This window comes from Streptomyces sp. NBC_00872 (genome assembly GCF_045161915.1).
Classification (GTDB): Bacteria; Actinomycetota; Actinomycetes; order Streptomycetales; family Streptomycetaceae; genus Streptomyces.
On record NZ_CP108806.1, the window covers coordinates 8,672,545 to 8,697,050 of the forward strand.

General features: G+C 73.8%; 2 protein-coding genes (1 of these 2 running past the window's edge). Both read left to right on the plus strand.

The genetic code is table 11. The annotated features are described in order from the left end of the window. Nucleotides 1–7,503: the 3' portion of a type I polyketide synthase gene (locus OG214_RS36815; protein WP_405987247.1), read on the plus strand. It extends 21,711 nt beyond the left edge of the window; 7,503 of the gene's 29,214 nt are visible here — the last part of the coding sequence; its start codon lies beyond the left edge, outside the window; its stop codon occupies nucleotides 7,501–7,503. A 27-nt stretch (nucleotides 7,504–7,530) separates the two neighbouring features. Continuing rightward, nucleotides 7,531–24,462: a type I polyketide synthase gene (locus tag OG214_RS36820; RefSeq protein ID WP_405987248.1), complete on the plus strand. Its 16,932-nt coding sequence runs from the start codon at nucleotides 7,531–7,533 to the stop codon at nucleotides 24,460–24,462. Nucleotides 24,463–24,506: the final 44 nt, after the last annotated feature.

A 24,506-nucleotide genomic window follows, 5' to 3' on the forward strand; every position in this document is an offset into this window, starting at 1 on the left:
GGGACTCTCGCGTACCACGAGCCCCGGATCCCTGTGGTGTCGAATCTGAGCGGCGCCCTGGCCACGGCCGAGGAGCTCCGCTCGGCCGACTACTGGGTACGGCATGTCCGCGGGACCGTGCGCTTCGCCGACGGGGTACGGACCCTGCGCGACGCCGGGGTCCTCGCCTTCGTGGAGCTCGGGCCGGACGGGGTGCTCTCCGCGATGGCCCAGCAGAGCCTGGACGGAGTTGCCGGGCCCGCCCCGGTGGTGGTGCCGCTGCTCCGCGCGGCCCTGGGCGAGGAGACGGCCGTGGTCGCGGCGCTCGCCACCCTGCACACCAGGGGGGCGGGCCCGCGGTGGGCCGCGTTCTTCGAGGGCACCGGCGCGCGCCGGGTGGAGCTGCCGACCTACGCGTTCCAGCGCGAGCGGTACTGGCCGGAGGCCGCCGCACCGGCCGTGCCCGGAGCGCCGGGCGGTACGGCGGGCGGCACGGCGGGCGGGGCGCAGGACCCGGTGGACGCGGAGTTCTGGTCTGCGGTGGAGCGGGAGGACCTGGAGTCGCTCGCCGCCTCGCTGGACCTGGACGGCGAGACCGTGACCACGATGGTGCCCGCGCTCTCCGCGTGGCGCCGGCGCAGGGACGAGCGGTCCGCCGGGGCCGAGTGGCGCTACCGCGAGGCCTGGACGCAACTACCCGTGTCCGCCGGGGCCGCCGTGTCCGCTGTGACTGCCGGGGCCGTTGGTGCCGTTGGTGCCGCGTCCGCGGGCGCCTGGTTGGTGATCGTGCCGACCGGCGCCGAGGACGCGTGGACGGCCGCCGCCGTCGAGGCGCTGGGCGTGGACACCGTACGGGTGGAGGCCGACATCTCCACCGACGGCCCGGCCGACGGCACCGGGCCGGCGGCGGGGCTGGTGGCGGCACGCGGCGAAGGAAACCGGTTCGCCGGGGTCGTCTCGCTGCTTGCCGCGGGAGCCGAGGACCTGCCGGCCGGTCCGGCCAGGCCCGCCGCGCTGCTGGCGGCCCTGGAGGGCGCGGGCATCGACGCACCGCTGTGGTGTGTCACCCGGGGCGCCGTCTCCGTGGCTCCGTCCGAGCCGCCGCTCAACGCCGGACAGGCCACGGTCTGGGGCGAGGGCAGGGTCGCCGCGCTGGAACACCCCGATCGCTGGGGCGGGCTGATCGATCTGCCGGAGTCGCCGGACGAGCGGGCGCGCGCCGCCTTCGTGGCCGCCCTGACCGCACCGGACGGCGAGGACCAGATCGCGGTCCGCGCCACCGGAACCTTCGGCCGACGCCTGGTCCGCGCCGTACCGACAGGACCCGAGGGATCAGCGGGAACTGCGGGAACTGCGGGAGCCGCTGACCGCTCATGGCGGCCCGGCGGCACCGTGCTCGTCGTCGGCGGTACGGGTCCCATGGGCGGCCGGGCCGCCCGCTGGCTGGCCCGTGAGGGCGCGCGTCATCTGCTGCTGACCGGGCGCCGTCCGTCCGACCTCACCGGTACCGAGGCACTCGAAGCCGAGCTGAGGAAGCTCGGCGCCACCGTCACCTTCGCCGTCTGCGACCTGTCCGACCCGGCCGCGCTGACCGCGCTGCTGGCCACCGTCCCCGAGGAAACACCGCTCACCGCCGTCGTCCACGCGGAGGCGCTGACCGGTGCCGCGCGGACCAATGCCACGGACACGGGTGGCACGGACACCGATGCCACGGACACTGCCGGCGCGGACACCGGCGGCACGGACATCGGAGCCAGGGACACAGGACCCGGCGGGCTCTCCTCGGCCCTGGCCGGAGTCCGCCATCTCGACACGGTCCTGGGCGACCGGCCGCTGGACGCCTTCGTCCTGTTCGGTTCGATCGCCGGGGTCTTGGGCGTACGCGGCCAGGAGACCGAAGCCGCGTTCGGCGCCTGGCTGGAGGCTTTCGCCCGGCAGCGCCGCGCCCGGGGAGCCACCGCCCTGTCGGTCGCCTGGGGCGCCTGGACGGAGTCCGTGGACCCCGCCATGGCCGCGCATCTGCGGCTGAACGGACTGCCCGTCATGGACGCCGACGCGGCGCTCACCGCGCTCGGCCGGGCCGTCGTCGACGGCGAGAGCGCCGTCACCGTGGCCGATGTCCGCTGGGAGACCTTCGCACCCGCCTTCACCGAGGCGCGCCGGGGCGCCCTGCTCTCCGAACTGCCCGAGGCCCGCGCCGCCGTCGAGGCGGCAGGCCCCGGCCGGGAGGAGGAGCGGTCCGCGGCGGACTCCTACCGTCAGTGGCTGCTCGCCCTGCCCGAGTCGGAACGGGCCGACGCGCCCCTCGCCCTGGTCACCGAGAAGGCCGCCCTGGTCCTCGGCCACGCGGACGCCGGAGCCGTCGAGTCCGATCTGCCCTTCCGTGACCTCGGCTTCGACTCGCTGACCGCCGTCGACCTGCGCAACCAGCTCAGGGACGCGACCGGGCTGGCCCTGCCCGCGACCCTGGTCTTCGACCATCCGACCCCCGCCGAACTCGCCGCGCGGCTGCGGACCCTGCTGCTCGGTGAGGCGCCCGGCGCGGAGACGCAAGCCGCGCCTCCCGCGCTTTCCCCGGCACACACGGCCGACGATCCCGTCGTGATCATCGGTATGGCCTGCCGCTACCCGGGCGGTGTCACATCACCCGAGGACCTGTGGCGGCTCGTCACCGAAGGGACCGACGCCGTCGGAGAGTTCCCCACCGACCGTGGCTGGGACCTCGACACCCTGCTCGGCGGCCCTCCGGAGGGCGGACGCGGACGCAGCGCCACCGGTCACGGCGGCTTCCTCCACGACGCGGCCGACTTCGACCCGGGGCTGTTCGGCATCTCGCCGCGCGAGGCCATCGTGATGGATCCGCAGCAGCGCGTCGTGCTCGAAGCCGCCTGGGAGGCACTGGAGCGGGCGGGCATCGACGCGACGACCCTGCGGGGCAGCACCACCGGTGTCTATGTCGGCGGCGGCAGCGGCGACTACCGGCCGCCCGCCGAGGCGGGCCAGTGGGAGACCGCGCAGTCGGCGAGCCTGCTGTCCGGCCGGCTGGCGTACTCCTTCGGCCTCCAGGGCCCCACCGTCTCCGTGGACACCGCGTGCTCCTCGTCGCTGGTCGCCCTGCATCTCGCCGCCCAGGCCATCCGGTCCGGCGAGTGCTCCATCGCGCTGGCCGGCGGTGTCACCGTGATGGCCACCCCGGCGGGCTTCGTCGAGTTCAGCGCCCAGGGCGCGCTCTCGCCCGACGGGCGGTGCAAGGCGTTCTCCGACGCGGCGGACGGCACCGGCTGGTCCGAGGGCGTGGGCATGCTCGTCGTCGAGCGGCTCTCCGAAGCGCGCCGCAACGGCCATCGTGTACTGGCGGTCCTGCGGGGCTCGGCCATCAACCAGGACGGCGCGTCCAACGGACTCACCGCGCCGAGCGGACCCGCGCAGCAGCGGGTGATCCGGCAGGCGCTCGCCAACTCCGGGCTCTCGCCCGCCGAGGTGGACGCGGTGGAGGCCCATGGCACCGGCACCAAGCTCGGTGACCCGATCGAGGCACAGGCGCTGCTGGCCACCTACGGCCAGGACCGCGACGCCGACCGGCCGCTGCTGCTCGGCTCGCTCAAGTCCAACATCGGTCACACCCAGGCCGCCTCGGGGGTCGCGGGTGTGATCAAGATGGTGATGGCGATGCGCCACGGCACCCTGCCGAAGTCGCTGTACGCGGAGAATCCGACGTCCCACGTGGACTGGACGGCGGGCGCGGCCCGGCTGCTGACCGAGCAGACGCCCTGGCCGGACTCGGGTCGGCCGCGCCGCGCCGGGGTCTCCTCCTTCGGCGCCAGCGGTACGAACGCGCATCTCATCCTGGAGCAGGCACCGCTCACCGGAACCGATCCCGACTCGGCGACCGGAAGCGATCCCGACTCCGCGGCCGGGGCCGGGGCGGGGACCGGCTCCGCGGTGGCGCCTCCGCCGCCCGTACGTGACGCGGGGACGCTGCCGGTCCTGCTCTCCGGCCGGACCGGGAACGCGCTGCGTGACCAGGCCCGCAGGCTGCTGGCCCAGGTGACGGCCCATCCTGACGTCCCGCTGACCGATCTCGCCTTCTCGCTCGCGACGACCCGCTCGGTCTTCGAGCACCGGGCCGCCCTGACGGTCACCGAACACGGCGGTCTGCTCGACGGCCTCACCGCGCTGGCCGAGGGGAACACACACCCGGAACTGGTCGAGCACACGGTGGAGAGGGCGGGCAAGCGCGCCTTCCTCTTCTCCGGCCAGGGCTCGCAGCGGCTCGGGATGGGCCGTGAGCTGTACGAGCGGTTCCCGGTCTTCGCCGAGGCGCTCGACACCGTACTGGCCCTGCTGGACGCCGAGTTGAACGGACAGCTGCCGGACCGGCCGGACGGCGGGTCGCACGGCGCGCCGGACCGCCCGCTGCGTGAGGTGATCTGGGGCACGGACGCCGCGGCGCTGGACGACACCGGCTCCGCCCAGCCCGCGCTGTTCGCCGTCGAGGTGGCGCTGTTCCGGCTGGTCGAGTCCTGGGGCCTGACCCCGGACCTGGTGGCCGGGCACTCCATCGGTGAGATCGCCGCCGCCCATGTGGCGGGTGTGTTCTCACTGGAGGACGCGGTCAGGCTCGTCGCGGCCCGCGCGGGGCTGATGCGGGCGCTGCCGGCCGGCGGCGCGATGTTCGCCGTACAGGCCACCGAGGACGAGATCACCCCGCTGCTCCGTGGCGGGGTCTCGATCGCCGCCGTCAACGGCCCGGCGTCCGTGGTGATCTCGGGTGAGGAGGCCGCGGCGCTGGAGGTGGCGGCCGAGCTGGAGAAGCGTGGCCGCAAGACCGGCCGGCTGCGGGTCTCGCACGCGTTCCACTCGCCGCTGATGGACCCGATGCTGGACGGCTTCCGCGCTGTCGCGGAACGACTGGTCCTCCAGCCACCCCGTATCCCGGTGGTGTCCAATCTGACCGGCGCCCCGGCCACGGCCGGGGAGCTGTGCTCGGCGGAGTACTGGGTACGGCATGTCCGGGAGGCCGTACGGTTCGCCGACGGTGTCAGGGCGATGGCGGAGCGCGGGGTGACCGCCTTCCTGGAACTGGGCCCGGACGGGGTGCTCTCCGCGCTGGCCCAGGAGTCGGCCCCGTCCGCCGCCGTCGCCGTACCGCTGCTGCGCAAGGGCAGGGACGAGGAGACCACCCTGGTCACCGCGCTCGCCCGGCTGCATGTCCATGGGGCGGGCCCGGTCTGGTCCGCGTTCTTCGCGGACACCGGGGCCCGGTGGGTGGATCTGCCGACGTACGCCTTCCAGCACGGCCGGTTCTGGCCCGACGCCCCGGCCGTCGTCGCCGCCGGGACACCGGACGCGGACACCACGGACCGCGCGTTCTGGGACGCGGTGGAGCGGGAGGACTTCGCTTCGCTGGAATCCGTTCTGGACATCGAGGAGGACGCCCTGTCCAAGGTGCTTCCCGCGCTGCTGGACTGGCGCAGGCAGCGCGACGACGAGTCGCTCGTGGAGGGCTGGCGGCACCGCGTCGTCTGGCGGCCCACGGGAGGTTCCTCCCTCGCCCACCGGAAGCCGCTGACGGGTACCTGGCTCGCCGTGGTGCCCGGGGAACTGGCCGGGGACCCCTGGGTGTCCGCCGTGCTCGACGCGCTGGGCACCTCGGTCGTACGGCTCCCGGTCGGAGCACCCGACCGGGCCGCGCTCGCCGCGGAACTGAGGGCCCGCGCCGCCGGCCCGACCGGCGACGGCGGCGGTGACGGAAGCGACGGTGACGGCAGCGGCGGTGGCAGCGACGGTGGCGCTCCCTTCGCCGGAGTCGTCTCACTCCTGGCGCTGCGGGACTCCCTGGCGGACGGTGTGCCCGAGGGAGCCGCCCTCACCGCCGTACTGCTCCAGGCGCTGGGCGACGCCGGGATCGGCGCACCGCTCTGGTGCCTCACCCGGAGCGCGGTCTCCGTACGCCGTACGGACGAGCCGCGCCATCCGCTCCAGGCAGCCGTCTGGGGCCTGGGCCGGGTCGCCGCGCTGGAGTACCCGGAGCGCTGGGGCGGTCTGATCGATCTGCCGGAGACACCGGACGAGCGGACGGGCGCCGGGCTCACCGGGGTGCTCGCCGGACTCGACGGGGAGGACCAGGTCGCCCTGCGGGACTCCGCGGTCCTCGCCCGGCGTCTGGTACGGGCACCCGGCAAGCACCCGGCCCGCGCCTGGGACCCGGACGGCACCGTACTGATCACCGGCGGCACCGGTGCCCTCGGTGCCCATGTCGCCCGCAGGCTCGCCCGCGACGGTGTCCAGCACCTCGTACTGCTCAGTCGGCGCGGCCCCGAGGCGCCCGGCGCGGACGCGCTGCGGGCCGAGCTCGAAGGGCTAGGCGCCCGGGTCACCCTCACCGCGTGCGACGCCGCCGACCGGGACCAACTGGCCGCCGTACTCGCGGACATCCCCGCCGGGCATCCGCTGACCGGTGTGGTGCACACGGCGGGAGTCCTCGACGACGGTGTACTCGACCGGCTCACCCCCGAGCGGTTCGCACCGGTGTTCCGCGCCAAGGTCACCTCGGCCCTGCTGCTCGACGAGCTGACCCGCGATCTGGACCTCACCGCGTTCGTGCTCTTCTCCTCGGCCTCCGCCGCCGTGGGCAACCTCGGCCAGGCCAACTACGCGGCGGCCAACGCCGTCCTCGACGCACTCGCCGAGCGACGGCGGGCACGGGATCTCCCCGCCACCTCGATCGCCTGGGGCGCCTGGGGCGGCGGCGGAATGGCGGAGGGCGCCGGGGCCGACGAGGCCGCCAGGCGCGCCGGGATCGGAGCCATGGACCCGGAGCCGGCCTGCGAGGCGCTGCTGCGTCTGGTCATGGAGGCCGAACCGACCGCGGTCGTCGCCGAAGTCGCCCTGGAACGCTTCGTGGCCGCCTTCGGCGCGAGCCGGCCGAGCGCCCTGCTGCGTGAACTCCCCGGCTACCGGGAGATGGTGGCCGCGACGGCCGCCGCCCCCGGGAGCGCCACCGCCGAAGGCGGCCTGCGGGAGCGGCTGGCGGGACTGAACGCGAACCGCCGTCTCGAAGCGGTCGTGGAACTGGTCCGTACCCGCGCCGCCCACGTACTGGGCTACCCGGACACGGACGCCGTCGGTCCCGAGCGGTCCTTCCGCGATCTGGGCGTGGACTCGCTGGGAGCGGTGGAGCTGCGCAACCAGCTCAACGCGGCCACCGGTCTGAGTCTGTCCGCGACGCTCGTCTTCGACCATCCCACCCCCACGGCCCTCGGTGAGCATGTGCTGCGCCGGCTCGTACCCGACGAGGGCCCCGACGGCGAGACGGACACCGAGGAGACGGAGATCCGGGCCCTGCTGGCGTCCGTACCCCTCGCCAGGCTGCGCGACATCGGCGTACTGGAGCCGCTGCTCCAGCTCGCCGGACGGGGCGGCACCGCCCCGGCGGAGAACGAGGAGTCCGGCGAGGCCATCGACTCGATGGCCGTGGCAGACCTGGTGCGGGCCGCGCTCGACGGCCAGTCCGACCTGTAGCGCGACGACGGAGCGATGGAGCAGACCATGAGTGCCCCCACCGAGAACGCCCCCAACAGCAGTGCGACCACCAACGGCGCGACCACCAAAGGTGCGACCGCCGGCAGTGTCGTGGACGCGCTCCGTGCCGCGATGAAGGAGGCGGAGCGGCTGCGGCGGCAGAACAGGATGTTCGTCGCCGCCGCCAGGGAACCGATCGCGATCGTGGGAATGGGCTGCCGGTTCCCCGGCGAGGTCCGCTCGCCCGAAGGGCTCTGGGACCTGGTCGAGTCCGGCACCGACGCCATCTCCGCGTTCCCCACCGACCGGGGCTGGGACCTGGACGCGCTGCGCGACAGTTCCACCGACGCCCGGGACACCTCCGTCAGCCAGCGGGGCGGTTTTCTGAGCTGTGTCGCCGACTTCGACCCCGGCTTCTTCGGGATCTCGCCGCGCGAGGCGGTCACCATGGACCCCCAGCAGCGGCTGCTGCTGGAGACCGCCTGGGAGGCCGTCGAACGCTCCGGCATCGACGCCACGCGGCTGCGCGGCAGCCGCACGGGCGCCTTCATCGGCACCAACGGCCAGGACTACGCGTATCTCCTGGTGAGGTCACTGGACGACGCGACCGGCGATGTCGGCACCGGTATCGCCGCCAGCGCCACCTCGGGACGGCTCTCGTACACGCTCGGCCTGGAGGGCCCCGCGATCACGGTCGACACCGCCTGCTCGTCCTCGCTGGTCGCCCTCCATCTCGCCGTCCAGTCCCTGCGCAACGGAGAGTGCTCGCTCGCCCTCGCCGGCGGTGTCAATGTGATGTCCACGCCCGGCTCGCTCGTCGAGTTCAGCAGGCAGGGCGGTCTCGCGCGGGACGGCCGGTGCAAGGCGTTCGCCGACTCCGCCGACGGCACCGGATGGGCGGAGGGCGCCGGCGTCCTGATGCTGGAGCGGCTCTCCGACGCACAGCGCAACGGACATCCGGTCCTCGCGGTCGTACGGGGCTCCGCCGTCAACCAGGACGGCGCCTCCAACGGCTTCACCGCGCCCAACGGCCCCTCGCAGCAACGGGTGATCCGGCAGGCGCTGGCCAACGCGGGACTGACCCCGGCCGAGGTGGACGCGGTGGAGGCGCATGGCACCGGAACCCCGCTGGGTGACCCCATCGAGGCCCAGAGCCTGCTCACGAGCTATGGACAGGACCGCGAACACCCGCTGTTCCTCGGCTCGGTCAAGTCCAACATCGGGCACACCCAGGCCGCTTCGGGGGTCGCGGGTGTGATCAAGATGGTGATGGCGATGCGGCACGGAGTGCTGCCGAGGACCCTGCACGCGGACGAGCCGTCGTCGCATGTCGACTGGTCGTCCGGAAAGGTCGAGCTGCTCACCGAGGCGCGCCCGTGGCCGGAGGCGGGCAGGCCACGCCGTACGGGTGTCTCCTCGTTCGGCGTCAGCGGCACCAACGCGCATGTGATCATCGAACAGGCGCCGCCCGCCGAGGCGCCCCCCACACCCCCCGTGCCTGCCCTGCCGGACGGCAGGACCGCTCCCGAACGGCGGGCGACGACGCTGCCGTGGGTGATATCGGGCCGGACACCAGAAGCGCTGCGCGACCAGGCGGCCCTGCTGCTCGACCGGCTGGAGCGCCGACCGGGCCCGCGTCCGGTGGATGTGGCTCTCTCCCTGGCCACGACCAGGGCGGGCCTGGAGCACCGCCTCGCCGTCATGACGGACGAGGACGGCGGCGCGGGACGTGACGCGCTGAAGGCCTGGCTGGAGAACGGCACGGCACCGGGGACCGTCGAGGGCACGGCCACGGGACGCGGCAGAAGCGCGGTGCTCTTCTCGGGGCAGGGTTCGCAGCGGTTGGGTATGGGGCGGGAGTTGTACGGGCGGTTCCCGGTGTTCGCGGAGGCGTTGGATTCCGTACTGGCGCTGCTGGACGCCGAGTTGGGGCGTTCGCTGCGGGAGGTGATCTGGGGTGAGGACGCCGACGCGCTGAACCGGACGGGTTGCGCGCAGCCGGCGTTGTTCGCGATCGAAGTGGCTCTCTTCCGGCTGGTGGAGTCATGGGGTGTGGCCCCGGACTTTGTCGCGGGGCATTCGATCGGTGAGGTCGCGGCGGCTCATGTGGCGGGGGTGTTCTCGTTGGAGGACGCCTGTCGTCTGGTGGTGGCGCGTGGGTCGTTGATGCAGGCGCTGCCGGCCGGTGGCGTGATGGTCGCGGTGCGGGCGACGGAGGACGAGGTCACCCCGCTGCTGACCGGCCAGGTGTCCATCGCGGCCGTCAACGGACCCCGGTCCGTGGTGATTTCCGGAGCCGAGGACGCCACGCTGGAGCTCGCGGCCCGACTGGAGAAGCAGGGCTGCAAGACGAGTCGGCTGCGGGTTTCGCATGCGTTCCATTCGCCGTTGATGGATCCGATGCTGGACGGGTTCCGTGCGGTGGTGGAGGGGCTGACGTTCGCGGAGCCTTCGGTGCCGGTGGTGTCGAATCTGACCGGTGGTCTCGCGTCGGCGGATGAGCTGTGTTCGCCGGAGTACTGGGTTCGGCATGTGCGTGAGGCGGTTCGTTTCGCGGATGGTGTGCGGGCACTTGGCGAGCAGGGCGTTCGTACGTTCGTGGAGCTGGGCCCGGACGGTGTGCTCGCCGCGCTGGCTCAGGAGTCGGTGCCGGAGGGCGCCGTGACCGTACCGGTGCTCCGCAAGGACCGGCCGGAAGAGATCTCGGCCGTCACGGCACTCGCTCATCTGCATGTGCGCGGTGTACGGGTGGAGTGGCCGGCGTTCTTCGCGGGCACCGGCGCCCGGCCGGTGGATCTGCCCACGTACGCCTTCCAGCACGAACGGTTCTGGCCCCAGGTCACCTACCGGCCCGCCGACGCGGCCGGTCTCGGTCTCGCCTCGGCGAACCACCCGCTGCTCGGCGCGGCCATGTCCGTCGCGGGCTCCGACGAACTCCTGCTGACCGGAACACTGTCACTCGCCACCCACCCGTGGCTGGCCGACCATGTCGTCGGCGGCATGGTGTTCTTCCCCGGCACCGGATTCCTCGAACTGGCCGTCCGCGCCGCCGACCAGGCCGGGTGCGACCGCGTCGACGATCTGATGCTGGCCGCCCCGTTGATCCTGCCCCGTACCGACGCCGTCCAGGTGCAGATCGCCGTCGGCGGCGCGGACGACGACGGCCGCCGGGAGCTGCGCTTCTACAGCCGCCCGGCGGACGCCCCCGACGACGAATGGACACCGCACGCCTCCGGACGGATCAGCCGCGGCGAACGGGTGATCGGTTTCGACGCCACCGTATGGCCGCCCAAGGGCGCCACCGTCGTGGATGTCGAAGGCCTCTACGACCGCTACGCGGGCAACGGCCTTGAGTACGGGCCCGTCTTCCGCGGGCTGCGCGCGGTCTGGCGCCGGGGCGAGGAGATCTTCGCCGAGGTCGCGCTGCCACGGGAGGTCGGTGACGCGGACGCGTACGGAGTCCATCCGGCGCTCTTCGACTCCGTCCTGCACAGCACGGTCTTCGCGAGCGCGGACGGCGACGACAGGAGTCTTCTGCCGTTCGCGTGGAACGGGGTCTCCCTGCACGCCTCGGGCGCGTCGGCCCTGCGGGTCCGGGTGACCCCCGACGGCCGGGACGCCGTCCGGCTGGCGGCGGTCGACGTCCAGGGCGAACCGGTGATCTCGGTGGAGTCGCTGGCTCTCAGGGCCGCGGGGCCCGCGTCCGCGGGCGAGGCCCGGCGCGACGGGGTGAACTCCCTCTTCCGGGTCGACTGGGTGCCGGTGACACCGGAGAGCGAGGCTTCCGAGAGCGACTGGGTGGTGCTCGGCACCGACGAGCTGGGACTGACCGGCGCACTCGCCTCGACGGGCGCCGCCCGGCTGCGCGCCCCGGTACGGACGCTCGCCGAACTCCTGGAAGAGGCCGGTCCGTCCGGCCGTGACGGTGAGGATCCGCCGGGGACCGTGGTCGTCCCGCTCCAGGGCGACAGCGCGCGAAGCGCCGAGTCAGCTCATGAACTCGCCTCCTACGCACTGGAGTTGATTCAGCAGTGGCTCGCCGAGGAGCGGTTCGCCGGCTCCCGGCTGGTCTTTGTCACCCGGGGCGCGGTCGAGGACGGTGCCCATGACCTCACCGATGTCGCCGCCGCCTCGGTCTGGGGACTGGTCCGCTCCGCGCAGGCCGAGAACCCCGGCCGCTTCCTGCTGGTGGACGTGGACGGTTCGGCGGAGTCGGCGGCGGCGCTCCCGGCACTGCCCGCACTGGCCGGCTCCGACGAACCGCAGGCCGTGCTCCGCGCGGGCGCGCCGCGCGTCGGCCGTCTCGCCCGGCTGGAATCCGGTACGGGCCTGGTACCACCGGCGGGTGTGCCCTGGCGGCTGGACAGCCGGGCGAAGGGAAGTCTGGACGGCCTGACACTGGCACCGCTGCCCGGGGTACCGGAGCCGCTGACGGGGCGTGAGGTGCGGATCGAGGTCCGGGCGGCCGGGGTGAACTTCCGCGATGTCCTCAACGCGCTGGGCATGTATCCCGGCGACGCGGGACTGTTCGGCTCCGAGGCGGCGGGAGTCGTGGTCGAGGTCGGGCCCGACACCACCGGTCTCCAGGTCGGCGACCGGGTCATGGGCATGCTCTTCGGCGGTTTCGGCACCCATGTGGTGGGCGACGAGCGCCGGGTGATCGCCGTACCTGACGGGTGGTCGTGGGAGACGGCGGCTTCGGTGCCGTTGGTGTTTTTGACGGCGTATCACGCGTTGGTGGGGCTGGCGGGTGTGGGCCGTGGTGAGCGGGTGCTGGTCCATGCGGGTGCGGGTGGTGTGGGGATGGCGGCGGTTCAGATCGCGCGTCATCTGGGTGCGGAGGTCTTCGCGACGGCGAGTGAGGGCAAGTGGGATGTGCTGCGTCGGCTCGGCGTGGCGGACGACCATATCGCCTCCTCCCGGACGACGGATTTCGAGGCGGCGTTCGCCCGGGTGACCGGTGGTGAGGGGGTCGATGTCGTACTGAACTCGCTGGCGGGTGAGTTCGTCGACGCGTCTTTGCGGTTGCTGGGTCCGGGTGGCCGGTTCCTGGAGATGGGCAAGACGGATATCCGTGACGCCGCCGGCCTCCCTGAGGGGGTGGACTATCAGGCGTTCGACCTCGGCTGGGTGGACCCGGAGGACATCCGGCGCATGCTGAGTTCCCTCATGGAACTGTTCGGTCAAGGCGTGTTGGAGCCGTTGCCGGTTCGTTCGTGGGATGTGCGTCGGGCGCGGGACGCGTTTCGTTTTATGAGTCTGGCCCGGCATGTGGGCAAGATCGTGCTGACGATGCCGCGTGCGTGGGATCCCGAGGGTACGGTGCTGGTCACCGGCGGTACGGGTGGTCTGAGTGGTGTGCTGGCCCGTCATCTGGTCGGTGTGCGTGGTGTGCGGCATCTGCTGCTGACCAGTCGGCGTGGACTGGAGGCTCCCGGCGCTGTCGAGCTGGCGGCCGAGCTGACGGTTCAGGGTGCGCATGTGTCGGTCGTCGCGTGTGATGTCGCGGACCGGGACGCGCTGGCCGGGCTGCTGGATTCGGTGCCGGCCGAGCATCCACTGACCGCGGTGGTCCATACGGCGGGTGTTCTGGACGACGGGGTCGTCGGCTCGCTGACACCGGAGCGGCTGGACCGTGTGCTGCGTCCCAAGGTCGACGCGGCCTGGCATCTGCACGAACTGACCCGCGAGCTGGATCTCGCCGCGTTCGTGCTCTACTCCTCCACGGCCGGTGTCATGGGCAGCCCCGGCCAGGCCAACTACGCGGGCGGCAACACCTTCCTGGACGCGCTCGCCGCCCATCGGCGCGGACTGGGCCTGCCCGGACTCTCCCTCGCCTGGGGCGCCTGGGAACAGGGCGTGGGCATGACGAGCACCCTGGAGGATCACGACGTACGCAGGGTCGGCGGCTCCGGGATGCCGCTGCTCTCCGTCGAGCGCGGGCTCGCCCTCTTTGACGCCGCCACCGCGAGCGACGAGGCCCTGGTGGTGCCCCTCGGTGTCGCCGGCGGCACGATCCCCTCGGCGGCGGGCGTCCCGGCCCTGCTGCGCGGACTCGTACGGACCGGCCGCCGCGCCGCGAAGAGCGGCGCCGCGAGTGTGTCCAGGGCGGGCCTGGTCGAGCGGCTGGCCGCGCTGCGTGAGAACGAGCGGCCCCGGCTGCTCACGGATCTCGTCCGTACCGAGGCCGCCGTGGTCCTCGCGCACCCCTCGCCCGAGGCCATCGCCGTGGAACGGGAGTTCCGGCAGCTCGGCTTCGACTCGCTGACGGCCGTCGAGCTGCGCAACCGCCTCTCGTCCGCCACCGGACTGACCCTGCCGGCCACCCTGATCTTCGACTACCCCACCCCGGCGCGGCTCGCCGCCCATCTGCTGGACGAACTGGTCGGCCCGGACGGCACCGTGGACGGCGTCGCGGCCGTCACCGCGCGCGAGTCGGCCGGCGGTGCCGGTGTCACCGACGATCCGATCGCCATCGTGGGGATGAGCTGCCGCTTCCCCGGCGGTGTCGAATCCCCCGAGGGTCTCTGGGAGCTGGTCCTCTCCGGCGAGGACGCCATCTCCGGCTTCCCCACCGACCGGGGCTGGCAGACCGACCCGTCCATCGGCGCCGCCGAGGGGCAGGGCGGATTCCTCCGGAACGTCGCCGACTTCGACGCCGGATTCTTCGGCATCTCGCCGCGCGAGGCGCTGGCGATGGACCCCCAGCAGCGCGTACTCCTCGAAGTCGCCTGGGAGGCGGCGGAACGCGCCGGAATCGACCCGGCGACCCTGCGTGGCAGCCGTACCGGTGTCTTCGTCGGAGTGAGCGGCCAGGACTACGCCGGTCTCGTCATGCGCTCCAAGGACGACATGGCGGGCCACGCGACCACCGGCCTCGCGGTCAGTGTCGTCTCCGGGCGGCTGGCGTACGCGCTCGGGCTCGAAGGCCCCGCCATGTCCGTCGACACGGCCTGCTCGTCGTCCCTCGTATCGCTGCATCTCGCCTCCCAGGCGCTGCGCGGCGGTGAGTGCTCGCTCGCCCTCGCGGGCGGGGTGACGGTGATGACGACCGCCGCGAACTTCGCCGGCTTCTCCCGGATGGGCGGGCTGGCGGGCGACGGGCGGTGCAAGGCGTTCTCCGACTCGGCCGACGGCACCGGATGGTCCGAGGGCGCGGCGGTGCTGGTCCTGGAGCGGCTGTCCGACGCCCGGCGCAACGGCCATCACGTACTGGCCGTGGTGCGCGGCAGCGCGGTCAACCAGGACGGCGCGTCCAACGGACTGACCGCGCCGAACGGTCCCGCGCAGCAGCGGGTGATCCGGCAGGCGCTCGCCAACTCCGGGCTCTCGCCCGCCGAGGTGGACGCGGTGGAGGCGCACGGCACCGGGACACCCCTGGGCGACCCGATCGAGGCACAGGCGCTGCTGGCCACCTACGGCCAGGACCGCGACGCCGGCCGGCCGCTCCTGCTCGGCTCGGTCAAGTCCAACATCGGTCACACCCAGGCCGCGGCGGGAGCCGCCGGACTGGTGAAGATGGTGATGGCCCTGCGCCACGGCACCCTGCCGCGCACACTCCATCTCACCGAACCGTCGACGCATGTCGACTGGTCGGCCGGGGCCGTGGAACTGCTGGCCGGCACCACCCCCTGGCCGGAGACCGGGCGCGCGCGCCGGGCCGGCGTCTCGTCCTTCGGTATCAGCGGCACGAACGCCCATGTGGTGCTTGAGCAGGCCGATCCCGAGCCGGCCGAGCGGGCCGCGCCGGCCCCCGACCAGGCCCCCGTCGCGGGCCCCGTTCCCTGGCTCGTGTCGGCCAGGAGCGAGGCGGCGCTGGACGGTCAGCTCGCCCGGATCAAGGCCCTCGCCGGGGAGTCCTCCGAGGACGGGGCGGAATCCGCGCTGGACATCGGGTACTCGCTGGCGACGGGCCGGTCGCTGTTCGAGCACCGCGCCGTACTGCTGGCGACGGACAAGGGTGTCACGGAGATCGCCCGGGGCCTGGGCACCGAGCGGTCGACGGCGCTGCTGTTCTCGGGGCAGGGTTCGCAGCGGCTTGGTATGGGGCGGGAGTTGTACGGGCGGTTCCCGGTGTTCGCGGAGGCGCTGGACTCTGTACTCGCTTTGCTGGAAGTGGAGTTGGGCGGTTCGCTCCGGGAGGTGATCTGGGGTGAGGACGCCGAGGCGCTGAATGCGACGGGTACGGCCCAGCCCGCGTTGTTCGCGATCGAAGTGGCGCTGTTCCGGCTGGTCGAGTCGTGGGGTGTCCGGCCGGAGTTTGTGGCGGGGCATTCGATCGGCGAGATCGCGGCGGCCCATGTGGCGGGGGTCTTCTCCCTGGAGGATGCCTGCCGGTTGGTGGTGGCGCGTGGGTCGTTGATGCAGGCGCTGCCGACGGGTGGTGCGATGGTCGCCGTACAGGCCGCCGAGGACGAGATCACCCCGTATCTGTCCGAACGGGTCTCGATCGCCGCCGTCAATGGTCCCTCCTCGGTGGTGATCTCCGGCGACGAGGACGCCGTCCTGGAGCTTGCCGCCCGGCTGGCGGAGCAGGGCCGCAGGACCACCCGGCTCCGGGTCTCGCACGCCTTCCACTCCCCGCTGATGGACCCGATGCTGGACGAGTTCCGGGCGGTGGCCGAAGGGCTGACCTACCGGGAACCGGTCATCCCCGTGGTGTCCACTCTGACCGGCGCTCTCGCCTCGGCCGGGGAGCTGTGCTCCGCCGAGTACTGGGTACGGCATGTCCGTGAGGCGGTCCGCTTCGCCGATGGTGTCCGTACCCTCGCCGGTCAAGGCGCCACCGTCTTCCTGGAGTTGGGCCCCGACAGTGTGCTCTCCGCGCCCGCCCGGGAGTCCCTGCCCACCGACGCCGTGGTCGTCCCCGCGCTCCGTGACGGTCATGACGAGGGAGCGGCGCTGGTCACGGCGGTGGCACGGCTCCATGTGGCCGGTGCCTCCGTGGACTGGTCCGCGTTCTTCGCGGGGACGGGCGCCCGACGGGTGGATCTGCCGACCTACGCGTTCCACCGGGAGCGGTTCTGGCCCGAGGTGGCCGGGGCGGAGCCGGCGGACGGCACGGATCCGGCCGACGCGGAGTTCTGGGCCGCGGTGGAGGGAGAGGATCTGGACTCCCTGGCAGCCAGGCTCGATGTGGACGGCGGTTCGCTCGGCGCCGTACTGCCCGCTCTGTCGTCATGGCGCACCCGGCGCAGGCTACGGTCGACCGTCGACTCCTGGCGCTACCGGGAGGCCTGGCAGCCGCTGACGCTCAGCACCGCCTCGGCCGCCGCCCTGTCCGGTACCTGGCTGGTGCTCGTCCCGACGGCCGGGGTCTCCGAAGCGTGGGTGACCTCACTGATCACCGGCCTGGGTCCGGCCGCGGTACGGGTGAACATCGAGGGGATCGACGGTACCGAGGAGGCCGGGGCGTCCGGGGCGTCCGGGGCGGCCGGGGCGGCCGAAAGCGTCGACGCCACCGCCCGTGCCGCTCTGACCGCGCGACTCACCGCCGCTGTCCCCGACAGCGGGCGTGTCGCGGGTGTGGTGTCTCTGCTCGCGCTGGACGAGTCGGCCGACGCGGCCGGAGTGCCCGCAGGAGTGCTCGCCACCGCCGCGCTGGTCCAGGCGCTCGGTGACACGGGTATCGCGGCCCCCCTGTGGACCGTCACCCGAGGCGCGGTACGGCCCGTACCCTCAGAGCGGCCGGCCAGTCCCGCACAGGCGGCCGTCTGGGGTCTCGGCCGGGTCGCGGCCCTCGAACACCCGAGGCGGTGGGGCGGACTAGTCGATCTCCCCGAAGAGCTGGACGAACGCGCCGTACGCCGGTTCGTCGCCGTACTGACGGGCACCGGCCCGACGGGCACGGGCACGGGCACAGGAGTTACGGGCACGAGTACGGGCGTGACGGGCACGGGCGGCGAGGACCAGCTCGCGGTCCGCGCCTCCGGTGTCTACGGCAGGCGGATGCTTCCCGCGCCCGCCGCCCGCTCCGCGGTCGGGAGCGAGGAGCGCTGGCAGCCGTCCGGCACCGTCCTCATCACCGGCGGTACCGGCGCGCTCGGCGCGCGGGTCGCCCGCCGGCTGGCGAGCGAGGGCGCCCGGCATCTCGTTCTGCTCAGCCGCCGGGGCCCGGCCGCGCCCGGTGCGACCGAGCTGCTCGCCGAGCTGACCGCGCTCGGCGCCCAGGCCACCGTCACCGCCTGCGATGCCGCCGACCGGGACCAACTGGAGCGCGCGATCGGGGCGATCCCGGCGGACTGCCCGCTGACGGCGGTGGTGCATACGGCGGGTGTGCTGGACGACGGCGTACTGGCCGGACTGACGCCCGAGCGGTTCGAGACGGTGTTCCGCGCGAAGGTCGCACCCGCCCTGCTGCTGGACGAGCTGACCCGTGATCTCGGCCTCTCCGCGTTCGTACTGTTCTCGTCGGTGGCGGGCGCGGTCGGCAACCCCGGCCAGGCCAACTACGCGGCGGCGAACGCGGTCCTCGACGCGCTGGCCGAGCGGCGCGGGGCGCTGGGACTCCCGGCGACCTCGATCGCCTGGGGCGCGTGGGACGGCGCGGGCATGGCCGACCGGACCGGCCGCGCGGGCACCACCCGCGCCGGTACGAACGCCACAGACGCCAGTTCGCGCGCCGCTGACGCCGCTGACGCCGGTACGAATGCGACCCGTGCCGGTACGAACGGACCGGGTCACCCGCGGGCTTCGGGCGCCCTCGACCCCGAACTGGCCGTCTCCGCGCTGCTGCGGGTGGTGGCCGAGCCCGAGCCGACCGTCGTCCTCGCGGACCTCCAGCGGCCGGAGCCGCTCACCGCGCTGCTCAGTCTGCGGCCCAGCCCGCTGCTCGGTGAACTGCCCGCCGCCAGGCTCGCGCTGACGGCGCTTCAGGAAGCCCAGCGGGCGGCCGGGTCGGCGGCGTCCGGACTGCGGGAGCGGCTGCGCGGAGCCCCGGAGGGCGAGCGCGCGGCGGTGCTGCTGGGCGTGGTCCGTACCCACTGCGCCGCGGTGCTCGGTCATACCGGCGCCGAGACGATCAGGGGCGACAAGGCCTTCCGCGATCTCGGCTTCGACTCGCTGACGGCCGTGGAGCTGAGCGACCGGCTCACCGAGCTGACCGGTCTCGCGCTCCCCGCCAGCCTTGTCTTCGACTACCCCACTCCCCGGGCGCTCGCCGACCGGCTGCTCACCGAACTGCTCGAAGAACCGGCCGGAGAGGGGCCGACCGCCGACCGGACGACCGTTGCCCGGTCGACCGCCGACCGGACGGGCGCCGTCCTCCCTGCGGCGGCCACCCCGGTCGACGACGACCCGATCGTCATCGTCGGCATGGCATGCCGGTTCCCGGGCGGGGTGCGCTCGCCCGAGGAGCTGTGGCGACTGCTTGTCGAGGGCCGCGACGGTATCGCCGGGTTCCCCACCGACCGGGGCTGGAACCTCGATGTCCTCACGGGCGACGGCCAGGGCCGCAGCGCCACCCGGGCGGGCGGATTCCTCTACGAGGCACCGGAGTTCGACCCGGGGTTCTTCGGGATCTCACCGCGCGAGGCGCTCGCCATGGACCCGCAGCAGCGACTGCTGCTGGAGGTGAGCTGGGAGGCGTTCGAGCGGACCGGCACCGATCCCGCCGCGCTGCGCGGCAGCAGGACCGGTGTCTTCGTCGGCACCAACGGCCAGGACTACGCCCATCTCATCCTCCGGGCGAGCGAGGACGTCGAGGGCCACGCGGGCACCGGTCTTGCGGCCAGTGTCATCTCCGGCCGACTGTCCTACGCATTCGGCTTCGAGGGCCCCGCGGTCACCGTGGACACCGCCTGCTCGTCCTCGCTGGTCGCCCTGCACTGGGCGGCCCAGGCGCTCAGGAGCGGTGAGTGTTCCATGGCGCTGGTGGGCGGCGTCACCGTGATGTCGACCTCCACGAGCTTCGCCGGGTTCACCCGGCAGGGCGGTCTCGCGCCCGACGGCCACTGCAAGGCGTTCTCCGACTCGGCGGACGGCACCGGATGGGCGGAGGGCGTCGGCGTACTGGTGGTCGAACGGCTCTCGGACGCGCGGCGCGAGGGGCACGACATCCTCGCCGTCGTCCGGGGCAGTGCGGTCAACCAGGATGGTGCGTCGAATGGTCTGACGGCGCCGAACGGTCCTTCGCAGCAGCGGGTGATCCGTCAGGCGCTGGCCAGTGGCGGTCTGTCGCCCGCGGATGTGGACGCGGTGGAGGCGCACGGTACGGGTACGACGTTGGGTGATCCGATCGAGGCGCAGGCACTGCTGGCGACGTACGGGCGTGAGCGTGATCCGGAGCGTCCGCTGCTGCTCGGCTCCGTGAAGTCCAACCTCGGGCACACCCAGGCCGCGGCCGGTGTCGCGGGCGTGATCAAGATGGTGCTGGCCCTCCGGCACGGCCGGCTGCCGAAGACGCTCCATGTGACCGAGCCCTCGACCCGGGTGGACTGGTCCTCGGGCGCGGTGGAGCTGCTCACCGAGCAGAAGGAGTGGCCCCGGACCGATCACGTACGGCGGGCCGGTGTCTCGTCGTTCGGTATCAGCGGCACCAACGCGCATGTGGTGCTGGAACAGGCGCCGCGGGCCGGGGCGGGGAAGACGGGGGAGACGGCAGCGCCGGCGCCGGGGGCCCTTCCGGGCACGGCCTTGGACGCCGTGCCGACGGCGAGGCCCGCGGTGGTGCCGTGGCCGGTCTCGGCCCGGAGCGAGGCCGCGCTGCGCGAACAGACCGGCCGGCTGCGGTCGTTCGCGGCCGAGCACCCCGGACTCTCCCCGGCTGACATCGGGTTCTCCCTGGCCACGGGCCGCTCGGTGTTCGAGCACCGGGCGGTACTGATCGCCACGGACCAGGGCGTCTCCGAGGCCGCCCGGGGAGCGGCTGCCGAGCGGCCCACGGCGGTGCTCTTCTCCGGTCAGGGCTCACAACGGCTCGGCATGGGACGGGAGTTGTACGAGCGCTTCCCGGTCTTCGCGGACTCGCTGGACTCCGTACTGGCCCATCTCGACGCCGGGTCCGACGGGCGGGCCCGTCCCCTGCGCGAGGTGATCTGGGGGGACGACGCCGAAGCGCTGAACCGGACCGCCGTCACCCAGCCCGCCCTGTTCGCGATCGAGGTGGCGCTCTTCCGGCTGGTCGAATCCTGGGGCGTCGCAACGGACTTCGTCGCGGGCCACTCGGTCGGTGAGATCACCGCCGCCCATGTGGCCGGGGTCCTCGGGCTCTCCGACGCCTGCCGGCTGGTGGCGGCCAGGGCCCGGCTGATGGAGGCGCTGCCCGTGGGCGGGGCCATGGTCGCGGTGGAGGCGACGGAGGACGAGACCGCCGTACTGCTCTCCGAGGGGGTGTCGGTCGCCGCGGTCAACGGACCACGGTCCGTGGTGCTCTCGGGCGAGGAGGACCGGGTCCTGCGGACGGCGGAACGTCTGGCCGCCGAGGGGCGCAGAACAGCACGGCTTCCCGTGAGCCACGCGTTCCACTCGTCGCTGATGGACCCGATGCTGGACGAGTTCCGGGCGGTCGCACGGGAGCTGGTCTTCGCCGAGCCCTCGGTGCCGGTGGTCTCGAACGTGACCGGCACGCTCGCGGCCCCGGACGAGCTGCGCTCACCCGAGTACTGGGTACGGCATGTCCGCGAGACCGTCCGCTTCGCCGACGGCGTACGGACCCTGGTCGCGCAAGGGGTGGGCACGTTCCTCGAACTGGGCCCGGACGGCGTGCTCTCCGCCCTGGCCCGCGAGCTCGTACCGGACGGCGCCGTGGTGGTGCCCGTCCTGCGCAAGGACCGGTCCGAGGAGCTGACCGCGGTCACCGCGCTCGCCCTGACACATACGCACGGCGCCCCGGCCGACTGGGCCGCGGTCTTCGCGGGGACGGGCGCGCGCCGGGTGGAGCTGCCGACGTACGCCTTCCAGCGCGAGCGGTACTGGCCGGCGGCCCCGGCGGCTTCGGGCGACGCCTCGGGCCTCGGGCTGGTGGCCGCGGAACATCCGCTGCTGGGCGCGGCCACGACCGTGGCCGGCTCCGGCGAGGTGGTCCTGACCGGACGGCTCTCCGCGCGGACCCATCCCTGGCTGGTGGAGCGTCCGGCCAGGGGCGGCGGCGCGGCGGTACCGGTGGCGGCCTTCGCCGAACTGGCCGTACGCGCCGGTGACGAGGCCGGCTGCGACACGGTCGAGTCGCTGACCGTCACCGCCGGACTCCTTCTGCCCGAGGAGGGCGCGGTACGGGTACAGGTACGGGTGGCCGCGGCCGACGGCACGGGCCGCCGCTCGCTGACCGTGCACGCGCGCGCCGAGGCCGCCGCCGATCTGCCGTGGACCCTGCACGCGACCGGTGTGCTGGCGGCCGGGCACCCGGCGCCGGACCTGGAGGCCGGTGCCGGACTCCGGCCGCCCGCCGGGGCCGTACCCGTGGATCTGTCCCGGTACCGGGAGCTGGACCCGGCGGCGGACCTGGACGCCGACGGCGGCCCGGAGTCCGGCGGCGCGTCCGGCGCGTCCAGTCTGCGGGCGGCCTGGCTCGCGGACGGCGAGGTCTTCGCCGAGGTCGCCCTCACCGAAGAGGCCCGTACACACGGCGCGTTCGCGATGCACCCGGCCCTGCTGACGGCCGCACTCCGGGCGGCGGACCTGCTGGGCACGGACGGCACGGACGGCACCGCCGGCACAGTCGGGCCGCTCGGCGGGACCGTCCCGGTCGAGTGGCGGGGACTGACCCTCCACGCGGAGGCCGCCACGGCGCTGCGGGTACGGCTGACCGCCACCGGCCAGGACACCGTGACGCTCGCGGCGGTCGACGAGGAAGGCGCGCCGGTGCTCTCGGTGCGCTCACTGACCCTGCGTCCGGCCGCCGAGCTGGCGACCGCGACCGGGACGGGGACCGGGACCGGGACCGGGACCGGCGAGGATCGCCCGAGTCCGCTGTTCGGTCTCGACTGGGTGCCCGCCCCGTCGGCCCCGTCGGCCCCCGCCTCCCTGACTGGCGGTCCGCGGTGGGCGGTCCTCGGCAGCGGCACACCCGCCCTGGAGAGCGCCCTCGCCTCGGTGGACGGGCCGTCCGCCGTACGGGCCGGATCGCTCGCCGAACTCCTCGCCGCCCCAGGGCCCGTGCCGGATCTCGTACTGGCGCCTGTCGGTGACGAGTTGACGGGACGTCAGGACGGCAGTGAGGAGCCGCTGCCCGCCAGGGTGCGGGCCGTGACGGGCGCCGTACTGGATCTGCTCAACGCGTGGCAGGCCGACCGGCGGACCACCGGATCGCGGCTGGTCCTGCTCACCCGGGGCGCGGTCGCCGCCGCTGCCGGGGACGGCGTACGGGATCTGGCCGCGGCCCCCGCGTGGGGACTGGTCCGCTCCGCCCAGTCGGAGCACCCCGGCTGCTTCCTGCTGCTCGATCTGGAGGAGGTACACGATCCGGTGGTCGGCCGGTCGCGCACCGCCCACGGCGCCGACGCCCTGCGCGCCGCGCTCCGTACCGCCCTGCCCGTACTGCCCGCCCTGCTGGACACCGGCGAGACACAGGCGGCGGTGCGCGGGAACGCGGTACGGGTGGCCCGGCTGACACGGCTGCCCCGGGGCGCTGTCCCGTCCCCCGAGCAATCCCCCGAGCGCGGGATCCGGTCCTGGAACCGCGACGGTACGGTCCTGATCACCGGCGGCACCGGCGCCCTCGGCGGCGCGCTGGCCCGGCATCTGGTGGCCGCGCACGGCGTCAAACACCTCCTGCTCGCGGGCCGGCGCGGCCCGGACGCGCCCGGCGCGAAGGAACTCCGCGCCGAATTGGCCGCCCAGGGCGCCGAGGTGACCGTCGCCGCCTGCGATGTCGCCGACCGTACGGCGCTGGACGCGCTGCTGGCGGGCGTACCGGCCGAACACCCCCTGACCGCCGTGGTCCATACGGCCGGGGTGCTGGGCGATGCCACCGTCGGCTCGCTGACCCCCGCGCTGATCGACCGGATACTGCGTCCGAAGGCGGACGCGGCCTGGCATCTGCACGAGGCGACCCGCGGTCTCGGACTGGCCGGTTTCGTCCTCTACTCGTCGGTCGCAGGGATCACCGGGGGCCCGGGACAGGGCAACTACGCCGCCGCCAACACGTTCCTGGACGCGCTGGCCCTGCACCGCGCCGGCCTCGGGCTGCCCGCCGTGTCCCTGGCCTGGGGGCCATGGGCCGCCCAGGACGGCGGCGGTATGACCGGCGCCCTGAGCGATTCGGACCTGGGACGCATGGCCCGCTCCGACCTGGCCCCGCTGCCGGCGGAGACGGGACTCGCGCTGTTCGACGCCGCGACCGCCCGCGACGAGACGCTGCTCGTCCCGGTGCTGATCGCCGAGGGAGCGGGTGAGCGGGCGAGGCCGGCCACGGCCGAGATCCCGGCGATCCTGCGCGGACTGCTCCGCGGGCGGCGCCGCACGGCCGCCGCCGCGCGCGGACGCGCCACCGGACTCGCCCAGCGGCTGGCGGAGCTGGCAGAGGAGGAGCGGGAACCGTGGCTGGTGGAGCTGGTGCGGGCCGAGACCGCCGTCGTACTGGGGCACACCGCGCCGGACGCGATCCCCGCCGACCGGGACTTCAGCGGGCTCGGTTTCGACTCCCTGATGGCGGTGGAACTGCGCACCCGGCTGACCGCCCGTACGGAGGTACGGCTCTCCGCCACCCTCGTGTTCGACCATCCGACCCCGGCCGCCGTCGCCCGGCATCTCGCGGCGGAGCTGCTGGGCCGTACCGCGCGGGACGGGAGCCCCTCGCCGCTGGCCGCGCTCGACCGGCTGGAGGAGGCGCTCGCCACGGGCACCCTCGACGAGGTCACCAGGAACGGGGTCGCGGGACGGCTGCGGCATCTCCTCGCCAGGTGGGACGGATCCGGCCAGGAGAACGGCGGACTCGTGGTCACGGAACGGATCGGGTCCGCGAGCGCCGACGAGGTGTTCGCCTTCATCGACAACGAACTGGGCCGCTCTGCGGAGTCCTGACCCGCGCGCCCGGATCCCCGCACCCCTGCCCGCCCCCGGCCGCA